This window comes from Microcella humidisoli (assembly GCF_024362325.1).
Lineage (GTDB): Bacteria > Actinomycetota > Actinomycetes > Actinomycetales > Microbacteriaceae > Microcella > Microcella humidisoli.
Map to the genome: position 1 here is coordinate 953,497 of NZ_CP101497.1, position 18,461 is coordinate 971,957.

An 18,461-nucleotide genomic window follows, 5' to 3' on the forward strand; every position below is an offset into this window, starting at 1 on the left:
ACGCTCAGTCCTCGAGCTCGCCCTCAATCGGCGCGGCGTCGACGACCTGGCGCTCGGCCTCGACCGTGCGGGCCTGCCGTTGCGAGCGGCGGTCGAGCACGACGCCGATGATCGCGCCGATCAGCACCCCGGCGGTCACCCCGTAGAGCGAGAAGTAGCCGAGCAGCGCCGCGTAGCCGACGAGCGGGTCGGCCGGGAAGAGGCTCGTCGCCACGAGCGTCGCCAGAAAGCCGATGAGGCCGCCGACGACCATGAACGCGGGGATCTTGGGCGCGCGCCGCACCGTCACCGTCGTGCGGTCGGAGGCCGGGCTGTCGGGAGTGCTCACGGTCTCATTGTGGCGCAGAGCGCTGGGAACTCAGTAGGCGAGCGGGAAGAGTGCCGACAGATCCGAGCGGGCTCCGGATGCGTGCACGCGACCCGCCGACGCCGCCTCGCCCCACATAAGCGATCCCGTCGCAATCGCGACGAAGGTCTCGGCGTCGAGCTCGACCACATTCGGCGGCGTGCCGCGGGTGTGGCGCGGACCCTCGACGGCCTGCACGGCGCCGAACGGCGGCACGCGCACCTCCACGCTGCGGCCCGGGCTGGCCTCGGCGAGCGCCTGCAGCAGGTAGCGCACGGCCATCGCGAGGTCGGCGCGCTCGGCCGCACCGGCGAGCACCGTGCGCACAGCATCCCGCCCCGTCTGCTCGTCGATGCGCGCTCGGGCCATGCTGCGAGGGTACCGGCGCTGGGTAGGCTGACCGCGTGAGAATCCTCGTCCTCGGTTCGGGTGCCCGCGAGCACGCCATCATCACGGCCCTGCTGCGGGAGGGGACGGCGCACGAGATCACCGCGGCCCCCGGCAACGCCGGCATCGCCACGGTCGTGCCGACGGTCGCGCTCGACGCGACGCGCGGCGACGTCGTGGCCGACTACGCGGTCGACAACGACATCGAACTCGTCATCATCGGCCCCGAGGCGCCGCTCGTCGCGGGCGTCGCCGATGCGGTGCGCCGCCGCGGCATCGCCGTGTTCGGCCCCGGCCAGGCGGCCGCCCAGCTCGAGGGCTCGAAGGCCTTCGCGAAGCGCATCATGGACGAGGCGGGCGTGCCCACGGGTCGCGCCATCCGCGCGGGCACCCTCGCCGAGGCCGAGGCCGCGATCGACGAGCTCGGCGCGCCCTATGTCGTCAAGGCCGACGGGCTCGCCGCGGGCAAAGGCGTCATCGTCACCGACGACCGCGCCGCCGCCGTCGACCACGCCGCGCACTACCTGCAGCAGGGCGGGGTGCTCGTCGAGGAGTTCCTCGCCGGCCAGGAGGTCAGCCTCTTCCTGCTGAGCGACGGCCACACGGTCGTGCCGTTGAGCCCCGCGCAAGACTTCAAGCGCATCGGCGACGGCGACACCGGCCCGAACACCGGCGGCATGGGCGCGTACTCGCCGCTGCCGTGGGCCCCCGAGGGCTTCGTCGACGAGGTCATCCGCACGGTCGCCGAGCCGACGGTGCGCCAGCTCGAGCGCGAAAAGACCCCCTTCATCGGCCTTCTCTACTGCGGCCTGATCGTCACCGAGCAGGGCATCCGCGTCATCGAGTTCAATGCGCGCTTCGGCGACCCCGAGACGCAGGTCGTCCTGCCCCGCCTCGTCACGCCGCTGAGCGAACTGCTCTTCGCGGCGAGCACGGGCCAGCTCGCGGGCGTCGCCCACCCCGAGTTCAGCGACGAGGTCGCCGTCACGGTCGTGCTCGCGAGCGAGGGCTACCCCGTGACCGCCGCGCCCAATCGCCCCCTCACCGGGCTCGACGAGGCCGCCGCGGTCGAAGGCGTCACGATCGCCCACGCCGCCACCGCGCGCTCGGCCGACGGCTTCGTCGCGACGGGCGGCCGCGTGCTGAGCGTCGTCGCCACCGGAGCCGACTTCACCAAGGCCCGCGCCCGCGCCTACGAGGCCATCGGCCGCATCGGCCTCGAGGGCGGCCAATACCGCACCGACATCGCCGCGCGGGTCGTCTGATGACGGATGCGGGCGCCCTGCTCGGCTGGCACCACGTCTACTCGGGCAAGGTGCGCAACCTCTACGAGCGCGAGGGGTCACCAACCCTCATGCTCGTCGTCGCGAGCGATCGGGTCAGCGCGTTCGACCACGTGCTCGAGCCCGGCATCCCCGGCAAGGGCGCGCTGCTGACCCAGCTCACGCGCTGGTGGTTCGACCGGCTGCAGGTGCCGAACCACCTGGTGACCGCTCTCGATGTGGAGCTGCCCGCGGTGCCCGCCGAGCTCGCCGACCGCGCGATGCTCGTACGACGCCTCGACATGCTGCCGATCGAGTGCGTCGTGCGCGGGTACCTCACCGGATCCGGCTGGGCGGAGTACCAGCAGTCGGGCACCGTGTGCGGCATCCCGCTGCCCGCGGGGCTCAACGACGGCGACCGCCTGCCCGAGCCGCTCTACACGCCGGCCTTCAAGGCCCCGCTCGGCGAGCACGACGAGAACATCACGTTCGAGCGCTCGATCGAGCTCGTCGGCGAGGAGATGGCCACGCAGTTGCGGGATGCGTCGCTCGCGATCTTCGCCGCGGCGAGCGCCATCGCCGCCGAGCGCGGAGTGCTGCTCGCCGACACGAAGTTCGAGTTCGGCACCGACCCCGACACGGGCGTGCTGACCCTCGCCGACGAGGCGCTGACGAGCGACAGCTCGCGGTACTGGGACGCGGCACTGTACGCCGCCGGTGGCCCGAACCGCATGGACAGCTTCGACAAGCAGATCGTGCGCGACTGGCTCGCCGCGAACTGGGACAAGCAGGGCGAGCCCCCGGCCCTGCCCGCCGAGATCGTCGAGCGCACGGCCGCACGGTACCGCGAGCTCATCGACCGCCTCTGCGCCTAGTTCAGTCGCTGTCGTGGCGAGTCACCAACGTCGCGCGCCTTTGCCGCCGAGGTGGGCTTGAACCCCACGATCGGTCCCAAATAGCGACGCACTCCGAAACGAGATGCAGTTTGGGACCGATCGTCGCTCTCGTAACATCGAGGAAGAACTCCGATGTGCGAGTGCGGCAAGATCAGGGTCATGGAGCACCTCGTTGACCTTGATGAGTTGGCGACTCGCCTCGCTGTCGCCGCCGAAGAGTGGCGCCGTTACGCGCGCGTTGGTCCGTTCACCTGGCGCGACGAGCGCGCATCGTGGCCTCAACCGATACTCACCGACCGCACCGCGATCGAAGTCCCGGAGTCTCTTGGCGTGACGCTCTTCAGAGGAGACGACGTCTTCCAAGCCGTGGTGTGGACCGGTGGCTGGGCAGATGTCGGCCTACTCGTGGACTGGACAATCCTGGAGCTCTGTCCAGAGTTCCAGGACGTCGACGGGGCCTACGCTGCTGTGGTCCGAAACGCGGAGGACTTCCTCGCCTAAGGACGAGCAGTGGTCTATCTGAAGACTGCGACTAGCGGCGGAATGACGCGCGACGCGAGCCGGTTGACTCGGGTATGACCGACTCTTCCCGGCTCGCCGCCGACACCTCGATGGGTCCCGTCACGCTCGACGTCGCCGACCTCGACGCGATGACGGCGTACTACCGCGACGCGGTGGGCCTGAGCGTGCTCGACGCGACGGGGCCGGTCGTGACGCTGGGGCGCGCCGGCCGCGCTGCGGACGGTGCCGCGGGTGACGCGGGTAGCGCATCCACCCCGCTCGTCGTTCTGCGGCACAGCCCGACGCTGCGGCATGCCGGGCCGCGCGAGGCCGGGCTGTTCCACACGGCGATCCTGTTCGAGACGCAGGCCGCGCTTGCCGCCGCCGTCTACACCGTGGCGACGACGCACCCGAACCGCTTCACCGGATCGAGCGACCACATCGTCAGCCAGGCCTTCTACTTCGACGACCCCGAGGGCAACGGCGTCGAGCTCTACTGGGATCGCGACCGCACCCAGTGGTCGTGGGTGCACGGCACGGTCGAGATGGCCACGCTCTTCCTCGACCCCAACGCCTTCCTGCGCGAGCACCTCACCGGCGACGCCCTCGCCGCGCACGGCTCGGCGCCCGCGGTTGTCGGGCACGTACACCTCAGCGTCGGCGACATCGCGACGGCGCGGCACTTCTACGTCGACCAGCTCGGCTTCGACCTGACGAACGCCTACGGCGAGCAGGCGATCTTCGTGAGCGCGGGCGGCTACCACCACCACATGGCGATGAACGTGTGGCGCAGCAGCGGTGCCGGTCGACGGATGCCCGCCCTGGGCCTCGGCCAGGTCGACCTCGTGCTGCCGAGCGCCGACGAGCTCGGCGCCACGGCTGAGCGTCTGCGGCACGTCGGGGTTGCCGTGCGCGAGGACGGCCGCACGCTCGAGCTCGACGACCCCTGGGGCACGCTCATCCGGCTGGCACCCTCGCCCGCCTAGACTCCCGCACGTGGACGAGTACCGAGTGCCGCGCCGGCTGCGGCTGAGCCGCGCGATCGCGGCCGCGCAGGCTCCCGTGCTGCTGCCGCAGGGCCGTCGGCTGCGGCGCGAGACACCGCGGCTTCCGGATGCGCCCCTGCCGTGGGAGGGGCGCGTCGAGGGCGGCGGCGACCGTGACGGGCGCGACGACCCGGGCGGAGCATCCCGCACCCTGCACCTGCTCGTGATCGGCGACTCGACAGCCGCGGGCGTCGGCGTCGACCACGCCGACCTCGGCCTCGGCGGGCGGCTCGCCGAAGCGCTCGCCGCGCGCACCGGGCGGCCCGTGCACTGGCGCGCGGCGGGGCGCAACGGCGCGACGGCGCGCGACCTCGTGCGGCACTTCCTGAAGCCCGCGCTGGAGGGGCCCACCGACCTCGTGTTCCTGACCGTCGGGGCGAACGATGCGCTCGCGTTGCGGTCGGCGCGGGCGTTCCGCCGCGACATCCGGCGCATTCTCGAGCGCACCTTCGCCGCGCATCCCGAGGCCGCCCTGCTCATGTCGTCGCTGCCAGCGTTCTTCCGGTTCCAGCTGCTGCCCGAACCGCTACGCCGCAGCCTCTACCGGCACTCGCAGGCGCTCGAACGCGAGGCGCGGCTGCTGGTCGGGGCCGCCCCCCGTGCGCACATGTCGCCGCCCCCGCCGCCGTACACCGAGGGCTTCTTCGCGAGCGACGACTTTCACCCGAGCGCGATCGGGTACAAGGACTGGGCCGACTTCGCGGTGGAGGACGCGTGGAGCGTCGGCTTCGGGCGCCTGCTCGACGACCACTAGAGCAGTCGCCGGCCCCCGCGCGCCGCCCGGCGCGACCCGCGGCCTAGACTCGCGCCCATGACCTCGAGCCCCCGCCCGCTGCGCGGCCGCCGCCTCAGCCGGGCCGTGCTGCTCGCCCTCGCGCCGATCATCGTGCCGCAGACCGTCAAGCTGCGACGCGTCGTGCCGCTGCTGCCCGAGCCGCCCCAGCCCTGGGAAGGCGGCGGCGGAACCGACCCCATCCGCCTGCTGGTCATCGGCGACTCGATGGCGGTCGGCGTGGGCGTCGACGACGCCGCCGAGGGCCTCGCGGGTCACGTCGCCGCCGAGCTCACCGCCGCGACCGGCCGGCCGGTGCGCTGGCGGGCGCGCGGACGCAACGGCGCCACCGCGCGCGACGTCATCCGCGACCACCTCGACGACGCCCTCGCCGAGCCCACCGACGTCGTCGTCATCAGCCTCGGCGCGAACGACTCGATGCAGGTGCGCTCGCACCGCGCTTTCCGCCGCGACATCACGCGCATCGTGCGCGATGTCGCGGCCGCGCATCCGGAAGCGGTCGTGCTCACGAGCGCCCTGCCCGCCTTCCACCGCTTCGGACTCCTGCCCGAACCGCTGCGCGGAACCCTCTACCTGCACGCGCAGTCGCTCGAGGTGAGCGCCCGCCGCGCTCTCGAGCGCTTCCCGCTCGCGCACATGACCCCGCCACTGCCGCCCTACGCGGCCGACCACTTCGCGACGGACGACTTCCACCCGAGCGCGCACGGCTACGGCGAGTGGGCGCAGTTCATCGTGCACGACGCCGTCGCGCACGGCATCGCGGCGCGCATCCCGGCGTGAGCGGCAGCGGCGTGAGCGGCAGCGACGCGAGCGGCAGCGGCACGAGCGGCTCGGCCGCGCCGACCGCGGGTCGCACCCCGATCGACCTGCCCGCCCTCGCCGCGATCGTCGAGGGGATGCTCGCCGCGCGCACGGCATCCGCCCCGCTGCTCGTAGGCCTGGCCGGAGCGCCCGGCGCCGGCAAGTCGACCGCGGCCGCCGAGTTCGCCGCGCTGCTGCCCGGCTCGCGCGTGCTGCCGATGGACGGCTTTCACCTGCCGCAGGCCGAGCTCGTGCGGCTCGGACGCCGCGAGCGCATGGGCGCCCCCGACACCTTCGACGTCGACGCCTTCGTCGCCCTGCTCGAGCGGCTGCGTCATGCACGCGGTTCAGGAAGCGCGGTGCGCGCGCCGGGGTTCGACCGGCGTGTCGAGGAGCCCGTGCCCGACGCGATCGAGCTGCTTCCTGAACGGCGAACCGGCGACCCGGCCGGGGGCGCGGCGGAGGTGGGCGCGATCATCGTCGAGGGCAACTACCTGCTGCTGCGCGAGCACGGCTGGCACCGCGTCACGCCGTTGCTCGACGTGACGGTCGGCGTCGTGCTCGACGAGGTCACGCGGCACGAGCGCCTCATCGCCCGCCACATCGCCTTCGGCAAGACCCCGGACGCCGCGCGCGCCTGGGCGCTCGGCCCCGACGAGCGCAACGCGGCCGCAATCGCGGCAACCCTCGAGCGCGCGGACCACGTACTCGCCGCTCGGTAGACTCAAGACATCCACCCGCCGACCCACCCCGGGGAGTCCACCGTGCCCACCATCGTCGTCGAGGTCATGCCCAAGGCCGAACTGCTCGACCCCGCCGGCAAGGCCGTCGCGGGGGCGCTGCACCGCCTCGGCCACGAGAGCATCCGCGATGTGCGCATCGGCAAGCGCTTCGAGCTGCACGTCGACGGCGAAATCGACGCGGCCTTGCTCGAGACCGCCCAGCAACTCGCGGCCGACATGCTCAGCAACGGCGTCATCGAAGACGTCATCAGCGTGCACGTCAGTGGCTCGGCCGCCGACGGGGTCGGCGAGGGCGTGGCCGGAGAGACCCGCTAGTGCGCATCGGCGTCGTCACCTTCCCGGGCTCGCTCGACGACCGCGACGCGCAGCGCGCCATCCGCCTCGCGGGCGCCGAGCCCGTCGCGCTCTGGCACGGCACCCACGACCTGCAGGGCGTCGACGCGATCGTGCTGCCCGGCGGCTTCAGCTACGGCGACTACCTGCGCTGCGGCGCCATCGCGGCGCGCTCGCCGATCATGGCCGAGGTCATCGACGCCGCGAACAGCGGCATGCCCGTGCTGGGCATCTGCAACGGCTTCCAGATCCTCGTCGAGGCGCACCTGCTGCCCGGCGGTCTGATCCGCAACGACCACGGTGACTTCATCCGCCGCGATCAGCGCCTGCGCGTCGAGAGCACCGACTCGGCCTGGACGAACGGCTTCACGGCCGGCCAGGAGATCACCATCCCGCTCAAGAACGGCGAGGGCGGCTTCATCGCCGACGAGCCGACGCTCGACCGACTCGAGGGCGAGGGCCTCGTGGCCTTCCGCTACCTCGACGTCAACCCCAACGGGTCGCTGCGCGACATCGCGGGTCTGCGCAACGAGCGCGGCAACGTCGTCGGCCTCATGCCGCACCCCGAGCACGCCGTCGAGCCGGGATTCGGCCCCAACACCCCCGCGGCCATGCGCTCGGGCGTCGACGGCCTGACGTTCTTCACATCGGTGATCAAGCAGAGCGTGCTGAGCTAGCGGCGTGACGACGACCTCCACCGCACCCGCACGCCTGACCCCGAAGAAGCTCTACCGCATCGTCGCGATCGCCGAGGCGATCACGTGGACGCTGCTCATCACGGGCCTCATCCTTCGCGCCACGATCGGGCTCGACATCGCGGTGACGATCGGCGGCAGCATCCACGGTTTCGTCTTCCTCGCCTACGGCGCCACGGCGGTGCTGACGGCGATCAACCAGCGCTGGAGCGTCGGCCTCGGCCTGCTCGCGGTCGTCACGGCGATCGTTCCCTACGCGACGATCCCCTTCGACATGTGGGCCCACCGCACCGGCAAGCTCGAGGGCGACTGGCGCCGCGAGGCGACGGACGACCCGCGTGATCAGCGCTGGTTCGACCGACTGGTGCGGTGGATGCTCAACCACCCGTACCTGCTCGCGAGCCTCATTCTGCTCGCGGTCGTGGTGCTCTTCACCGTGCTGCTGATCCTGGGCCCGCCGGTTCCCAAGGCCTAGCGGGCGTCGAGGCGGTCAGGCTCCCGCGCGGCTCGGGGCATCCGGGTCGGCCGAGGGGGCGAGCATCTGCTCGGCGCGCTGGTGCGCTTCGGGCGTGCCGCTGAACAGCTGGCGCTTCGCCGACTGGTCGGCGGGATCAACGGCGGGCGCCGCGTCGTCGGCGGACGCGCGATCGACCATGACGACGCGCGTGCGCGGCATCGCGCCGGGGCTCTCGAGCTGCACCCACTCGACGAGCTGCTCGCGCACGTAGTTGCGCAGGTCGAAGAGCGAGCCGGCGTCGGCAGCGCTCACGAGGATGCGCACGCGCACGAGCCCGCCGACCGCGTCGGCGACCTGCAGCACCGAGACGCGGCGGTCCCACAGCGGCGTGCCGTCGAGGATCTCGGCCAACCGCGACCGCATCGCGGCGGGGCTCACGCGCCAGTCGAGGTCGAGCTCGACGGAGCCGAGCAGTTCGCTGCCCGTGCGCGTCCAGTTCTCGAAGGGCGTGCTGGTGAAGTGCGTCGAGGGCACGACGAGGCGCCGGTCATCCCAGATGCGCACCACCACGTAGGTGAGGGTGATCTCTTCGATGCGCCCCCACTCGCCTTCGACGATCACGATGTCGTCGACGCGGATGGCGTCGCTGAACGCGATCTGCACCCCGGCGAAGACGTTCGACAGCGTCGATTGCGCGGCGAGACCCGCGACGATGCCGGCGAGGCCCGCCGAGGCCAGCAGGCTCGCGCCGAGCGCCTGCATCTCGGGGAAGGTCAGCAGGCCCGCGCTCACGGCCGCCACGATGATGACGACCGTCACAAGGCGCTGCAGGAAGGTCAGCTGGGTGTGCGCGCGGCGAGCGCCGCGCGTGGCGTCGGCGCCGATCGGGAACCGACTCTTCGCGCCCTCGAAGGCGAAGTCGACGGTTTCGACGAGCACCCACGCGAAGAGCCCGATGACGCCGATCGTGAGGGCGCGGTCGATCGCCTCCGAGAAGCGCGTCTCCGGTGCCGCGAGGTCGACGGCGATCCACACGGCCACGACGATGAGCAGCAGGCGCAGGGCCCGGCGCGTGTGGCGCAGCAGCACCGCCGTCCAGGGGTGGCGCGGCGCGCTCAGCCGCACGACCAGTTCCACGATGACGATGACGAGCGCGGCGACCGCGAGCATGAGCACCGTCAGCACGATGAGGAAGACCCAGCCGCGCTCGGGCACCCCCTCGGCGTCGACGAGGTCGAACAGCGTCTGCGGGCTCATGCGCTCAGCATCTCGCGATCACTGGTTGAGCGCGAGACCGAGGAACATGGCGCCGAGGAAGACGAGCACACCGATCGCGGCGTAGGTCCAGATGGTGCGAGCGTTCATGCGGGGCTCCCAGGGGCAGTTCGGGCGGCGACGGCACCAGCCTAGGCCGCCGGTAGGCTGAATGCCGTGACGAGCCCCGTGCAGATTCCCGCTCCCGACACCGTGGCCAACGCCGCCGCCACCCCTGAGAAGGTGCAGCCGTTCGAGGCGCTGGGGCTCAAGGCCGACGAGTACCAGGCGATCAAAGATCTGCTCGGCCGCCGCCCCACGAGCGGCGAGCTCGCGATGTACTCGGTGATGTGGAGCGAGCACTGCTCGTACAAGTCGAGCAAGGTGCACCTCAAGCAGTTCGGCAGCAAGGTGACCGACGAGATGCGTACCCATCTCATGGTCGGCATGGGCGAGAACGCGGGCGTCGTCGACATCGGCGAGGGCTGGGCCGTCACCTTCAAGATCGAGAGCCACAACCACCCGAGCTACATCGAGCCCTTCCAGGGCGCGGCCACGGGCGTCGGCGGCATCGTGCGCGACATCATCTCGATGGGCGCGCGGCCGGTCGCGGTCATGGATGCCCTCCGCTTCGGTGCCATCGACCACGCCGACACGGCGCGCGTCGTGCCGGGCGTCGTCAGCGGCATCAGCCACTACGGCAACTGCCTGGGGCTGCCCAACATCGGCGGTGAGACCGTCTTCGACGCCGTGTACCAGGCCAACCCGCTCGTCAACGCGCTCGCCGTCGGCGTGCTGCGGCACGAGGATCTGCACCTCGCGAACGCCCGCGGCGTCGGCAACAAAGTCGTGCTGTTCGGCGCGCGCACCGGTGGCGACGGCATCGGCGGAGCATCCATTCTGGCCAGCGACACGTTCAGCGAGGGCGGGCCGACGAAGCGGCCCGCGGTGCAGGTCGGCGACCCCTTCGCCGAGAAGGTGCTCATCGAGTGCTGCCTCGAGCTGTTCGCGGCCGATCTCGTGCAGGGCATCCAAGACCTCGGCGCCGCCGGCATCTCGTGCGCCACGAGCGAGCTCGCGAGCAACGGCGATGGCGGCATGGTCGTCGACCTCGACCGGGTGCTGCTGCGCGACCCCTCGCTGACGGCCGAGGAGATCCTGATGTCGGAGAGCCAGGAGCGCATGATGGCGATCGTCGAGCCGAGCAAGCTCGACGCCTTCCTCGCCGTCACCGCCAAGTGGGATGTCGAGACGAGCGTGCTCGGCGAGGTGACCGACACGGGTCGGCTCATCATCCACTGGCAGGGCGAGACGATCGTCGACGTCGACCCGCGCACGGTCGCGATCGACAGCCCCGTGTACCACCGGCCCTTCGCGCGGCCCGCCTGGCTCGACGCCCTGCAGGCCGACGGCAGCGCCCGGCTCGCGCGCCCGGCCGACGACGCCGAACTGCGCGCGCAGGCGCTGCAGGTGCTCGGCGGGCCGAACCTCGCCGACACGAGCTGGATCACCGACCAGTACGACTACTACGTCGGCGGCAACACGGCGCTCGCGACGCCCGACGATGCGGGCATGATCCGCGTCGACGAGGTCAGTGGCCTCGGCGTCGCGCTCGCGACCGACGCCAACGGCCGCTACTGCCAGCTCGACCCCTACGTCGGCGCGCAGCTCGCCCTCGCCGAGGCGTACCGCAACGTCGCCGCGACGGGAGCCGCGCCCCGCGCCGTCAGCGACTGCCTCAACTTCGGCAGCCCCGAGAACCCCGATGTCATGTGGCAGTTCGAGCGGGCCGTCACGGGTCTCGCCGACGCGTGCCTCGAGCTGGGCATCCCCGTCACGGGCGGCAACGTCTCGTTCTACAACCAGACGGGCGATGTTCCCATCCACCCGACCCCCGTCGTCGCCGTCATGGGCGTTATCGACCACGTCGACCGCCGCCTCCCCTCGGGCTGGCAAGACGAGGGCGAGAACCTCTACCTGCTGGGCGTCACGCGCGACGAGCTCGACGGCTCGGTCTGGGCCGACGTCGTGCACGGCCACCTCGGCGGGCTCCCGCCGCGCGTCGATCTGACGGCCGAGAAGAACCTCGCGAGCCTCATGGCCGCGGCCGCAGAAGAGGCGCTCGTCACCTCGGCGCACGACCTCTCCGAGGGCGGCCTGCTCGCGACCCTCGCCGAGGGCGTGCTGCGCTTCGGTCTCGGCGCGCGCGTCTGGCTCACCGAGCTCATGGAGCGCGATGGGGTGGATGCTCTCGCCGCCCTCCTCTCGGAGTCGCAGGCCCGCGTGCTCGTGTCGGTCGCGCGCGAAGACGACGTGAAGTTCCGCGGCCTGTGCGAGGGGCGGGATGTGCCCGTGTTGCGCGTCGGCGTGACCGACAGCGAGGTCGACGGCCTCGAGATCCAAGACCGCTTCACGCTCAGCCTCGCCGAGCTGCGGCACGCCCACCGCGACACGCTGCCCGCGCGCTTCGGCCCGCTGGTCGCGGGCTAAACCCGAGGACTGCCCAAGCCCGCACCACTAGGCTCACGCCCGTGACGACCACCGGCGCGACTTCCCCCGCAGGACTCAGCCTCGCCGAGGTGCGCTCGCGCACGCAACTCGGGAAGACCAACGTGATGCCGAACGACACCGGGCGGTCGTTCTGGCGCATCATGCAGGCCAACCTGTTCACGCTCTTCAACCTCATCGTGGGGGGCAGCTTCGCCCTGCTGCTCGTGCTCGGCTATTGGCAAGACGCCCTCTTCGGGTTCTTCGTCATCGCGAACGTGGTGATCGGGGTGGCGCAGGAGTTCCGGGCCAAGCTGACCCTGAGCCGACTCGCGGTGCTCAACGCCCCGAAGGCGCGCGTGCTGCGCGAGGGCTCCGTCGCCGAGATCGCGGTCGGCGAGGTCGTGCTCGACGACGTGCTCGTGCTCGCCGCGGGCGACCAGGTCACGGCCGATGCCGAGGTGCTCGAAGCGCACGGGCTCGATGTCGACGAATCCCTCTTGACGGGTGAGGCCGACCCGGTCGCCTCGCCACCCGGGCGCGAGCTCATGTCGGGCTCGAGCGTGGTGGCGGGCAGCGGGCTCGCGCGGGTCATCCGTGTCGGCGCCGATTCGTACGCCGCGCGCATCACGGCCGAGGCGAAGCAGTTTTCGCTCGTGCGCAGCGAGCTGCGCAGCGGCATCGCGCGCATCATCAAGTGGATCACCATACTGCTGCTGCCGGTCGGCGCGATCGTCGTCAACGGGCAGATGCAGGCGGTCGGCGGCTGGGAGGTCGCGATCGCGACGGGCGCCTGGCGCGAGGCGACGGTCGCCTCGGCGGCGAGCCTCATCGCGATGATCCCCCAGGGGCTCGTCTTCATGACCAGCGTCGCCCTCGCCGTCGGCGCCGTGAAGCTCGCGCGCCGCGAGGTGCTCGTGCAAGAGCTCGCGGCCGTGGAGGGCCTCGCGCGCGTCGACATGCTGTGCCTCGACAAGACGGGCACGCTCACCGAGGGCCGCATGGTGCTCGATTCGATCGAGCCGCTCGCCGGCTCGATGCTCGATAGCGCAGCCGAGCCGCTCGTCGGCCCCGAGCTCGACCCTGCCGCCGTGGCCGCGCTCTCGTGGATGGGCGCCGATCGCGACGCCAACGCCACGGCGCGCGCCCTCGCCGAGCGCTTCACCTCGCCGCCCGTCGCACCGCCGGTGCGCGCGATCGAGTTCTCGAGCCGCCGCAAGTGGAGCGCCGTCTCCTTCGCCGACGGCCCCGCCCGCGGCACTTGGGTGGTCGGCGCCCCCGACATCGTCCTGGCCGATGTGCCCGATTCGACGGATGCTCTCGCGCGGTTCGCCGCGCGCGCGACGGCCGGCGAGCGCACCGTGGTGCTCGCCCGCACCGACGTCATCCTCGACCCCCCGGTCGAGCCGGCCGAGGGGGAGCGGCTGCCCGAGCCCGCGCTGCCCGCCGGCCTGCGCGCCGTCGCTCTCGTGTCGTTCCGCGAGAAGGTGCGCGACGACGCGCATGAGACGCTCAGCTACTTCCGCGAGCAGGAGGTCGAGCTGTGCGTCATCTCGGGTGATGACCCGCGAACGGTCGCCGCGGTCGCGCGCGAGGCGGGCATCCACCATGACGGGCCCGGATTCGACGCGCGCACCCTGCCCACCGATGAGGCCGAGCTCGACGCCATCATGGCCGAGCACCGCGTCTTCGGGCGTGTGACCCCCGAGCAGAAGAAGGCCATGGTGCTCTCGTTGCAGCGCCTCGGCCACACCGTCGCGATGACGGGTGACGGCGTCAACGACGCGCTCGCGCTCAAGCATGCCGACCTCGGCATCGCGATGGGCTCGGGCGCGGCGGCGACGCGTGCGGTCGCGCGCCTCGTGCTGCTCGACGGGCAGTTCAGCCGCCTGCCGCGCATCGTCGCCGAGGGCCGCCAGGTCATCGCGAACGTCGAGCGCCTCGCGAAGCTCTTCCTGTCGAAAACGACCTACGCCATCCTCTTCGCCGTTGTGTTCGGCGCACTGCTGTGGCCGTTCCCGTTCCTGCCGCGGCAGCTGTCGATCGTCGACGGGCTCACGATCGGGCTGCCCGCGCTCGTGCTCGCGCTGCTGCCGAACATCCAGCGCTACCGCCCCGGCTTCTTGCGACGCGCGGCTCGCTTCTGCATCCCCTCGGGGCTCATCGTCGGCGGCACGCTCATCTCGGTCGTCGCCTACGCCTACCTCGGCGGCGCCGAGGCGGCAGTCGTGCAGACCACGGCCGTCATCACGCTGACGCTCACGGCCCTGTGGGTGCTCGTCATCCTGTCGCGGCCGTTCACGCTCGTCACGAGCCTCGTCGTGGTCGCGGCGTATCTCGGCTTGCCGGTGCTGCTGCTCATCCCGCTCGTCACCGACTTCCTGCAGCTCGGCGCCCCGCCGCTCGAGCTGCTGCTGGTCGCCGTCGGCGCGAGCGCGATCGGCTCAGTCGCGCTCGAGGTCACCCACCGTCTGGTGTCGCGCGGCGGTGACGACTCGGCAGGCGCACTCGCCGCTGCGCGAGCAGCACGCCGAGGATGACGAGCACGGCGCCGACCGGCTCGTTCCAGACGAGGGTCTCGCCGAGCACGATCACGCCCAGCAGCACGCCGACGGGCGGCGAGATGTAGGTGACCGTCGCAGCGCGGGTCGGTCCCCAGGCGCGCACGACGTTCTGGTTCCAGGCGTAGGCGAGGCCCGTGCCGAGCGCACCGAGCAGCACGATGGCGATGAGCACCGTCGGGCTGAGCTCGACCGGGTCGGCGCCGATGACGGGCGTCAGCAGCAGCATCCACACGGCGGCGAGGCCGATCATGACGAAGCTGAAGACGATCGCGCTGACCCCGCTGTCACTCAAGAATCGGCGCATGTACGACAGGCTGAAGCCGTAGCAGGCGGTGGCGCCGAGCAGGGCGAGGTAGGGCGCGATGCCGCCCGAACCCGGCTCGATGCCCTGCCACGGGCCGACGATAACGACGACGCCGATGATGCCCACGACGATGCCGAGCACCTGCTCGCGCGAGAGCTTCTCAATGCGGAAGGCGAGCCCCGCGATGAGCGCCGTCATGATGGGCGTCGTGGCGTTGAGGATGCTCGCGACCCCCGAGGCGACGTACTGCTGCGCCCACGCGAAGAGCATGTACGGGATGACCGCGAACGTCACCGACAGCAGCGCCAGGTGCGCCCACACGCGCCCCGATCGCGGCAGACGATCGCGCGTGACGAGCGCGATGAGCCCGAGCGTGATCGCGCCGAAGAGCGTGCGACCCGTCGCGACTTGCGCGGGCGAGAGCCCTTCGAGCGCCAATGCAATGAACAGGAAGCTGGCGCCCCAGACGACTCCGGCGAGCGTGAACTGCAGCGCGATCCAGGCGTCGGAGGAGCGGGGCGGGGCCGGGGGCGGAGGCGGAGCGCTGGTCACCTGGCGAGACTACTGCCGCGCACTGGCGCGCACGGCCGCCGGTGACCACGACGGCGCGAAGCCGCTACTGCTCGGGGTCGGTCGCGATCGTGCCGGTCGTGGCGATCTGCTCGTGGTGCTGGATGACCTCGGCGACGATGAAGTTGAACCACTTCTCCGCGAAGGCCGGGTCGAGCTGCGCCTCGGCCGCGAGGGCACGCAGGCGCCCGATCTGCACACGCTCACGCTCCGGGTCGCTCGGCGCCATGTTGGTCGCCGCCTTGAGGCGTCCGACGGTCTGCGTGCACTTGAAGCGCTCGGCGAGCAGGTGGATGAGCGCTGCATCGATGTTGTCGATGCTGCGCCGCAGCGAGGCGAGCTCGACGAGGGCCGCGTCATCCATGTCTCGAGCGTATCGCCCGACGGGCACGCGGAAGGCTGGAAATGCGGCGGCTCCCCGCCCTACAGTGACGCCATGACGATGGATGCGCCCGAGCGCCGCTCCTGGCGCGATGCGGCGGCGACCCGTGTGCTCGGCTCGGCGCTGGGCTGGTTCGGCGGCGCGCTCGCGATCACCCTGCTGTATCAGGTGGCCCTGGCGGTCGCCGCACTCGGCGGGTCGTGTGCTCGCGGGGGCCCGTTTGTCGTGGAGGTCGAGTGCACCGATGCGATCGTCGCCTTCGCACCGACGAGCGTGCTCGGCGGTCTCGCCGTCGTGTTCATCGGGTCGACGCTCGCCCAGGGCTTCGGCGTCGCGCTGCTCGCTTTCGCCTGGCCCGCGCTCTTCGTGAGCCTCTCGATCGTGTTCTTCCAGACCTTCTTCCTCGGCGGCGACATCGTGGGCATCATCCTCGGGTTGCTCTTCGTGGCGATGGGGCTCGCTCCGCTCGTGCTGCTGCTGCAGGCGGCTCCGCAGCGCATGCTGCTGGGGCGCGTGGATGCCCAGGGCCGCCCCTTCTGGGAGGCTCACCCCGCACGCGCTCACCTGCTGTCCCTGCGCACGCCCGCCGCCCCCGGTGAAAACCATCCGAGCGTCGGCGACTGGATGCTGGCGCTCGGCACCGCGATCGTTCCCGCCCTCGGCGGCGTCGCGCTCGGCGTCGTGTGGTTCGGGTCGGTCGCGGGGGCCTAGCCCTCCAGCTCGCCGAGCCGCTCGAGCAGCCCGTCCCGGACGGCCGGCCACTCGTCGACGACGATCGAGTAGACGGCCGCGTCGCGCCACGAGCCGTCGGCGCGCTGCGCGTCGCGGCGCGCGACGCCCTCGAACTGCGCCCCGAGCTTCTCGATGCCCGCCCGCGAGCGCGCGTTGCGCACGTCGGCCTGCAGCTTCACGCGGCCGTACCCGTGGTCGAAGAGGTGGCCGAGCAGCAGGAGCTTCGCCGCCGGGTTGACGGATGATCCCCACGTCTCGGGTGCGTACGCGGTGTAGCCGATGTGGGCCGACTCGGCCGCGGGGGCGAGGTCGAGAATCGTCGAGGTGCCGATGATCGGGGGCGCAGCATCCGGAACCGACAGCGACCGCACCACGTACACGTGGGCGCGCCCGACCGGCAGGTAGGTGGGCAGCCACGCGGCGAAGTCGTCGCCCGTGCGCGCCCCGGCGGGGCCGCCGCCCCAGCCGCCCGCGAAGACCTCGGGCCGCCCGAGGGCGGCGGTGAGCCCCGGCAGGTGCGCGGGGTCGTAGGGCTCGAGCCGCAGGCCGTGCCCCTCGAGCGCCACGAACGGCAGGTCGGCGGCGACCATGGTCAGTCGAGCAGGTCGTGCCGCACGACGATCGCGTCGCGGCCCGGCCCGACGCCGATGGCCGAGATGCGCGCACCGCTCATGGCCTCGATCGCGAGCACGTAGTCCTGCGCGTTCTTCGGCAGGTCGTCGAAGCTGCGGGCGCCCGAGATGTCCTCCGACCAGCCCGGCAGGTTCTCGTAGATCGGCTTCGCGTGGTGGAAGTCGCTCTGCGAGACGGGCACCTCATCGACGCGCACGCCGTCGACGTCGTAGGCGACGCAGACCGGGATGCTCTCGAGCCCCGTGAGCACGTCGAGCTTGGTCATGACGAAGTCGGTCACGCCGTTGACGCGCGCGGTGTAGCGGGCGATGGGGGCGTCGTACCAGCCGCAACGGCGGGGGCGGCCCGTGGTCGTGCCGAACTCGAAGCCGGTCTTGCGCAAGAACTCGCCCGACTCGTCGAACAGCTCGGTCGGGAAGGGGCCCGAGCCGACGCGCGTCGTGTAGGCCTTGACGATGCCGATGACGCGGTCGATGCGGTTGGGCCCGATGCCCGAGCCCGTGGCGGCGCCGCCGCTCGTGGCGTTGGAGGAGGTGACGAAGGGGTAGGTGCCGTGGTCGACGTCGAGCATGGTCGCCTGGCCGCCCTCGAAGAGCACGGTCTCGCCGCGCTCGAGCGCCTGATGCAGCACGAGGCCCGTGTCGACGACCATGGGGCGCAGGCGCTCGGCGTAGCTCAGCAGCTCCTCCACGACCTCGTCGACCGTGATCGCGCGGCGGTTGTAGACCTTGACGAGCAGGTGGTTCTTGACGTTGAGGGCGCCCTCGACCTTCTGGCGCAGGATGTTCTCGTCGAAGAGGTCTTGCATGCGGATGCCGACGCGGTTGATCTTGTCGGCGTAGGCGGGCCCGATGCCGCGACCCGTCGTGCCGATCTGACGCTTGCCGAGGAACCGCTCGGTCACCTTGTCCATCGTGCGGTGGTACTGCGTGATGACGTGGGCGTTGGCGCTGATGAGCAGCTTCGACACGTCGACGCCACGCGCGCTGAGGGCCGTGAGCTCGCCGAACAGCACCTCGATGTCGACGACGACGCCGTTGGCGATGACGGGCGTCACGCCCTCGGTCAGAATGCCGCTCGGCAGCAGGTGCAGCGCGTACTTCTCATCGCCGACGACGACGGTGTGGCCGGCGTTGTTGCCGCCGTTGAACTTCACGACGTAGTCGATGCGTCCGGCGAGGAGGTCGGTGGCCTTGCCTTTTCCTTCATCGCCCCATTGGGCGCCGATGATGACGACGGCAGGCATGGGTGGTCCCTTCGAGACGTGGTGGAGGG

20 protein-coding genes are annotated in these 18,461 nt (G+C 71.6%); 13 read left to right on the forward strand and 7 right to left on the reverse strand.

The window, feature by feature from the left end:
* Window positions 1–4: 4 nt before the first annotated feature.
* On the reverse strand, window positions 5–328 hold the full coding sequence (locus NNL39_RS04540) for a hypothetical protein (RefSeq protein ID WP_255160509.1): 324 nt from the start codon (window positions 326–328) through the stop codon (window positions 5–7).
* A 30-nt stretch (window positions 329–358) separates the two neighbouring features.
* Entirely contained in the window at window positions 359–715 is a 357-nt protein-coding gene (locus tag NNL39_RS04545; protein WP_255160510.1) for a sterol carrier family protein, read from the reverse strand.
* A 35-nt stretch (window positions 716–750) separates the two neighbouring features.
* Between NNL39_RS04545 and purD the strand changes: the two genes are divergently transcribed.
* The 10 genes from purD to NNL39_RS04595 all read left to right on the forward strand — a co-directional run bounded on the left by purD (window position 751) and on the right by NNL39_RS04595 (window position 8,278).
* Window positions 751–1,998, forward strand: coding sequence for a phosphoribosylamine--glycine ligase (gene purD, locus NNL39_RS04550; protein WP_255160511.1), 1,248 nt, complete (start codon window positions 751–753; stop codon window positions 1,996–1,998).
* Window positions 1,998–2,870: a phosphoribosylaminoimidazolesuccinocarboxamide synthase gene (locus NNL39_RS04555; protein ID WP_255160512.1), complete on the forward strand. Its 873-nt coding sequence runs from the start codon at window positions 1,998–2,000 to the stop codon at window positions 2,868–2,870. The genes purD and NNL39_RS04555 overlap by 1 nt, the downstream gene beginning before the upstream one ends.
* A gap of 180 nt (window positions 2,871–3,050) precedes the next feature.
* A complete protein-coding gene (locus NNL39_RS04560; protein WP_255160513.1) occupies window positions 3,051–3,392 on the forward strand; it encodes a hypothetical protein in 342 nt (113 codons plus the stop codon).
* 74 nt (window positions 3,393–3,466) lie between these two features.
* The gene (locus NNL39_RS04565) at window positions 3,467–4,378 is read left to right on the forward strand and encodes a VOC family protein (protein ID WP_255160514.1); all 912 of its coding nucleotides are present in this window, start codon (window positions 3,467–3,469) and stop codon (window positions 4,376–4,378) included.
* 10 nt (window positions 4,379–4,388) lie between these two features.
* A complete protein-coding gene (locus tag NNL39_RS04570; protein ID WP_255160515.1) occupies window positions 4,389–5,192 on the forward strand; it encodes an SGNH/GDSL hydrolase family protein in 804 nt (267 codons plus the stop codon).
* Between the two features lie 57 nt (window positions 5,193–5,249).
* On the forward strand, window positions 5,250–6,011 hold the full coding sequence (locus NNL39_RS04575) for an SGNH/GDSL hydrolase family protein (RefSeq protein WP_255160516.1): 762 nt from the start codon (window positions 5,250–5,252) through the stop codon (window positions 6,009–6,011).
* Window positions 6,008–6,754: a nucleoside/nucleotide kinase family protein gene (locus NNL39_RS04580; protein WP_255160517.1), complete on the forward strand. Its 747-nt coding sequence runs from the start codon at window positions 6,008–6,010 to the stop codon at window positions 6,752–6,754. Before NNL39_RS04575 ends, NNL39_RS04580 begins: the two co-directional genes overlap by 4 nt.
* Window positions 6,755–6,796: 42 nt before the next feature.
* Complete coding sequence (gene purS, locus NNL39_RS04585) at window positions 6,797–7,090, forward strand: phosphoribosylformylglycinamidine synthase subunit PurS (protein ID WP_255160518.1); 294 nt, start codon at window positions 6,797–6,799, stop codon at window positions 7,088–7,090.
* A complete protein-coding gene (gene purQ / locus NNL39_RS04590; RefSeq protein ID WP_255160519.1) occupies window positions 7,090–7,785 on the forward strand; it encodes a phosphoribosylformylglycinamidine synthase subunit PurQ in 696 nt (231 codons plus the stop codon). Before purS ends, purQ begins: the two co-directional genes overlap by 1 nt.
* 4 nt (window positions 7,786–7,789) lie before the next feature.
* Window positions 7,790–8,278, forward strand: coding sequence for a DUF3817 domain-containing protein (locus NNL39_RS04595; protein ID WP_255160520.1), 489 nt, complete (start codon window positions 7,790–7,792; stop codon window positions 8,276–8,278).
* 15 nt (window positions 8,279–8,293) lie between these two features.
* Here NNL39_RS04595 and NNL39_RS04600 read toward each other — a convergent pair whose 3' ends face one another.
* Window positions 8,294–9,517: a mechanosensitive ion channel family protein gene (locus NNL39_RS04600; RefSeq protein ID WP_255160521.1), complete on the reverse strand. Its 1,224-nt coding sequence runs from the start codon at window positions 9,515–9,517 to the stop codon at window positions 8,294–8,296.
* A 174-nt stretch (window positions 9,518–9,691) separates the two neighbouring features.
* Here NNL39_RS04600 and purL point away from each other — a divergent pair, with 174 nt between their 5' ends.
* The gene (gene purL / locus NNL39_RS04605; RefSeq protein ID WP_255160522.1) at window positions 9,692–12,004 is read left to right on the forward strand and encodes a phosphoribosylformylglycinamidine synthase subunit PurL; all 2,313 of its coding nucleotides are present in this window, start codon (window positions 9,692–9,694) and stop codon (window positions 12,002–12,004) included.
* A gap of 41 nt (window positions 12,005–12,045) precedes the next feature.
* Window positions 12,046–14,541 (forward strand): HAD-IC family P-type ATPase, encoded by a 2,496-nt coding sequence (locus NNL39_RS04610; protein WP_255160523.1) that lies wholly within the window; start codon window positions 12,046–12,048, stop codon window positions 14,539–14,541.
* Here NNL39_RS04610 and NNL39_RS04615 read toward each other — a convergent pair.
* Entirely contained in the window at window positions 14,462–15,421 is a 960-nt protein-coding gene (locus NNL39_RS04615) for a DMT family transporter (protein WP_255160524.1), read from the reverse strand. The genes NNL39_RS04610 and NNL39_RS04615 overlap by 80 nt on opposite strands.
* Before the next feature lie 64 nt (window positions 15,422–15,485).
* The gene (locus tag NNL39_RS04620; protein ID WP_255160525.1) at window positions 15,486–15,803 is read right to left on the reverse strand and encodes a chorismate mutase; all 318 of its coding nucleotides are present in this window, start codon (window positions 15,801–15,803) and stop codon (window positions 15,486–15,488) included.
* Between the two features lie 72 nt (window positions 15,804–15,875).
* On the opposite strand from NNL39_RS04620, the gene NNL39_RS04625 reads away from it, so the two are divergent.
* Window positions 15,876–16,532, forward strand: coding sequence for a hypothetical protein (locus NNL39_RS04625; protein WP_255160526.1), 657 nt, complete (start codon window positions 15,876–15,878; stop codon window positions 16,530–16,532).
* On the opposite strand, the gene NNL39_RS04630 is transcribed toward NNL39_RS04625, so the two are convergent.
* A complete protein-coding gene (locus tag NNL39_RS04630; RefSeq protein ID WP_255160527.1) occupies window positions 16,529–17,143 on the reverse strand; it encodes a GNAT family N-acetyltransferase in 615 nt (204 codons plus the stop codon). The two genes, NNL39_RS04625 and NNL39_RS04630, sit on opposite strands and share 4 nt — an antisense overlap.
* 2 nt (window positions 17,144–17,145) lie before the next feature.
* A complete protein-coding gene (locus NNL39_RS04635; RefSeq protein WP_255160528.1) occupies window positions 17,146–18,432 on the reverse strand; it encodes an adenylosuccinate synthase in 1,287 nt (428 codons plus the stop codon).
* Window positions 18,433–18,461 lie beyond the last annotated feature (29 nt).

Excerpts from the sequence above, each read along its gene's own strand:
- NNL39_RS04635 (WP_255160528.1), bottom strand. The coding sequence starts at position 18,432 with ATGCCTGCCGTCGTCATCATCGGCGCCCAATGGGGCGATGAAGGAAAA.
- NNL39_RS04575 (WP_255160516.1), top strand. The coding sequence starts at position 5,250 with ATGACCTCGAGCCCCCGCCCGCTGCGCGGCCGCCGCCTCAGCCGGGCC.
- NNL39_RS04600 (WP_255160521.1), bottom strand. The coding sequence starts at position 9,517 with ATGAGCCCGCAGACGCTGTTCGACCTCGTCGACGCCGAGGGGGTGCCC.
- NNL39_RS04625 (WP_255160526.1), top strand. The coding sequence starts at position 15,876 with ATGACGATGGATGCGCCCGAGCGCCGCTCCTGGCGCGATGCGGCGGCG.
- NNL39_RS04565 (WP_255160514.1), top strand. The coding sequence starts at position 3,467 with ATGACCGACTCTTCCCGGCTCGCCGCCGACACCTCGATGGGTCCCGTC.
- NNL39_RS04560 (WP_255160513.1), top strand. The coding sequence starts at position 3,051 with ATGGAGCACCTCGTTGACCTTGATGAGTTGGCGACTCGCCTCGCTGTC.
- NNL39_RS04630 (WP_255160527.1), bottom strand. The coding sequence starts at position 17,143 with ATGGTCGCCGCCGACCTGCCGTTCGTGGCGCTCGAGGGGCACGGCCTG.
- NNL39_RS04620 (WP_255160525.1), bottom strand. The coding sequence starts at position 15,803 with ATGGATGACGCGGCCCTCGTCGAGCTCGCCTCGCTGCGGCGCAGCATC.
- NNL39_RS04555 (WP_255160512.1), top strand. The coding sequence starts at position 1,998 with ATGACGGATGCGGGCGCCCTGCTCGGCTGGCACCACGTCTACTCGGGC.
- NNL39_RS04545 (WP_255160510.1), bottom strand. The coding sequence starts at position 715 with ATGGCCCGAGCGCGCATCGACGAGCAGACGGGGCGGGATGCTGTGCGC.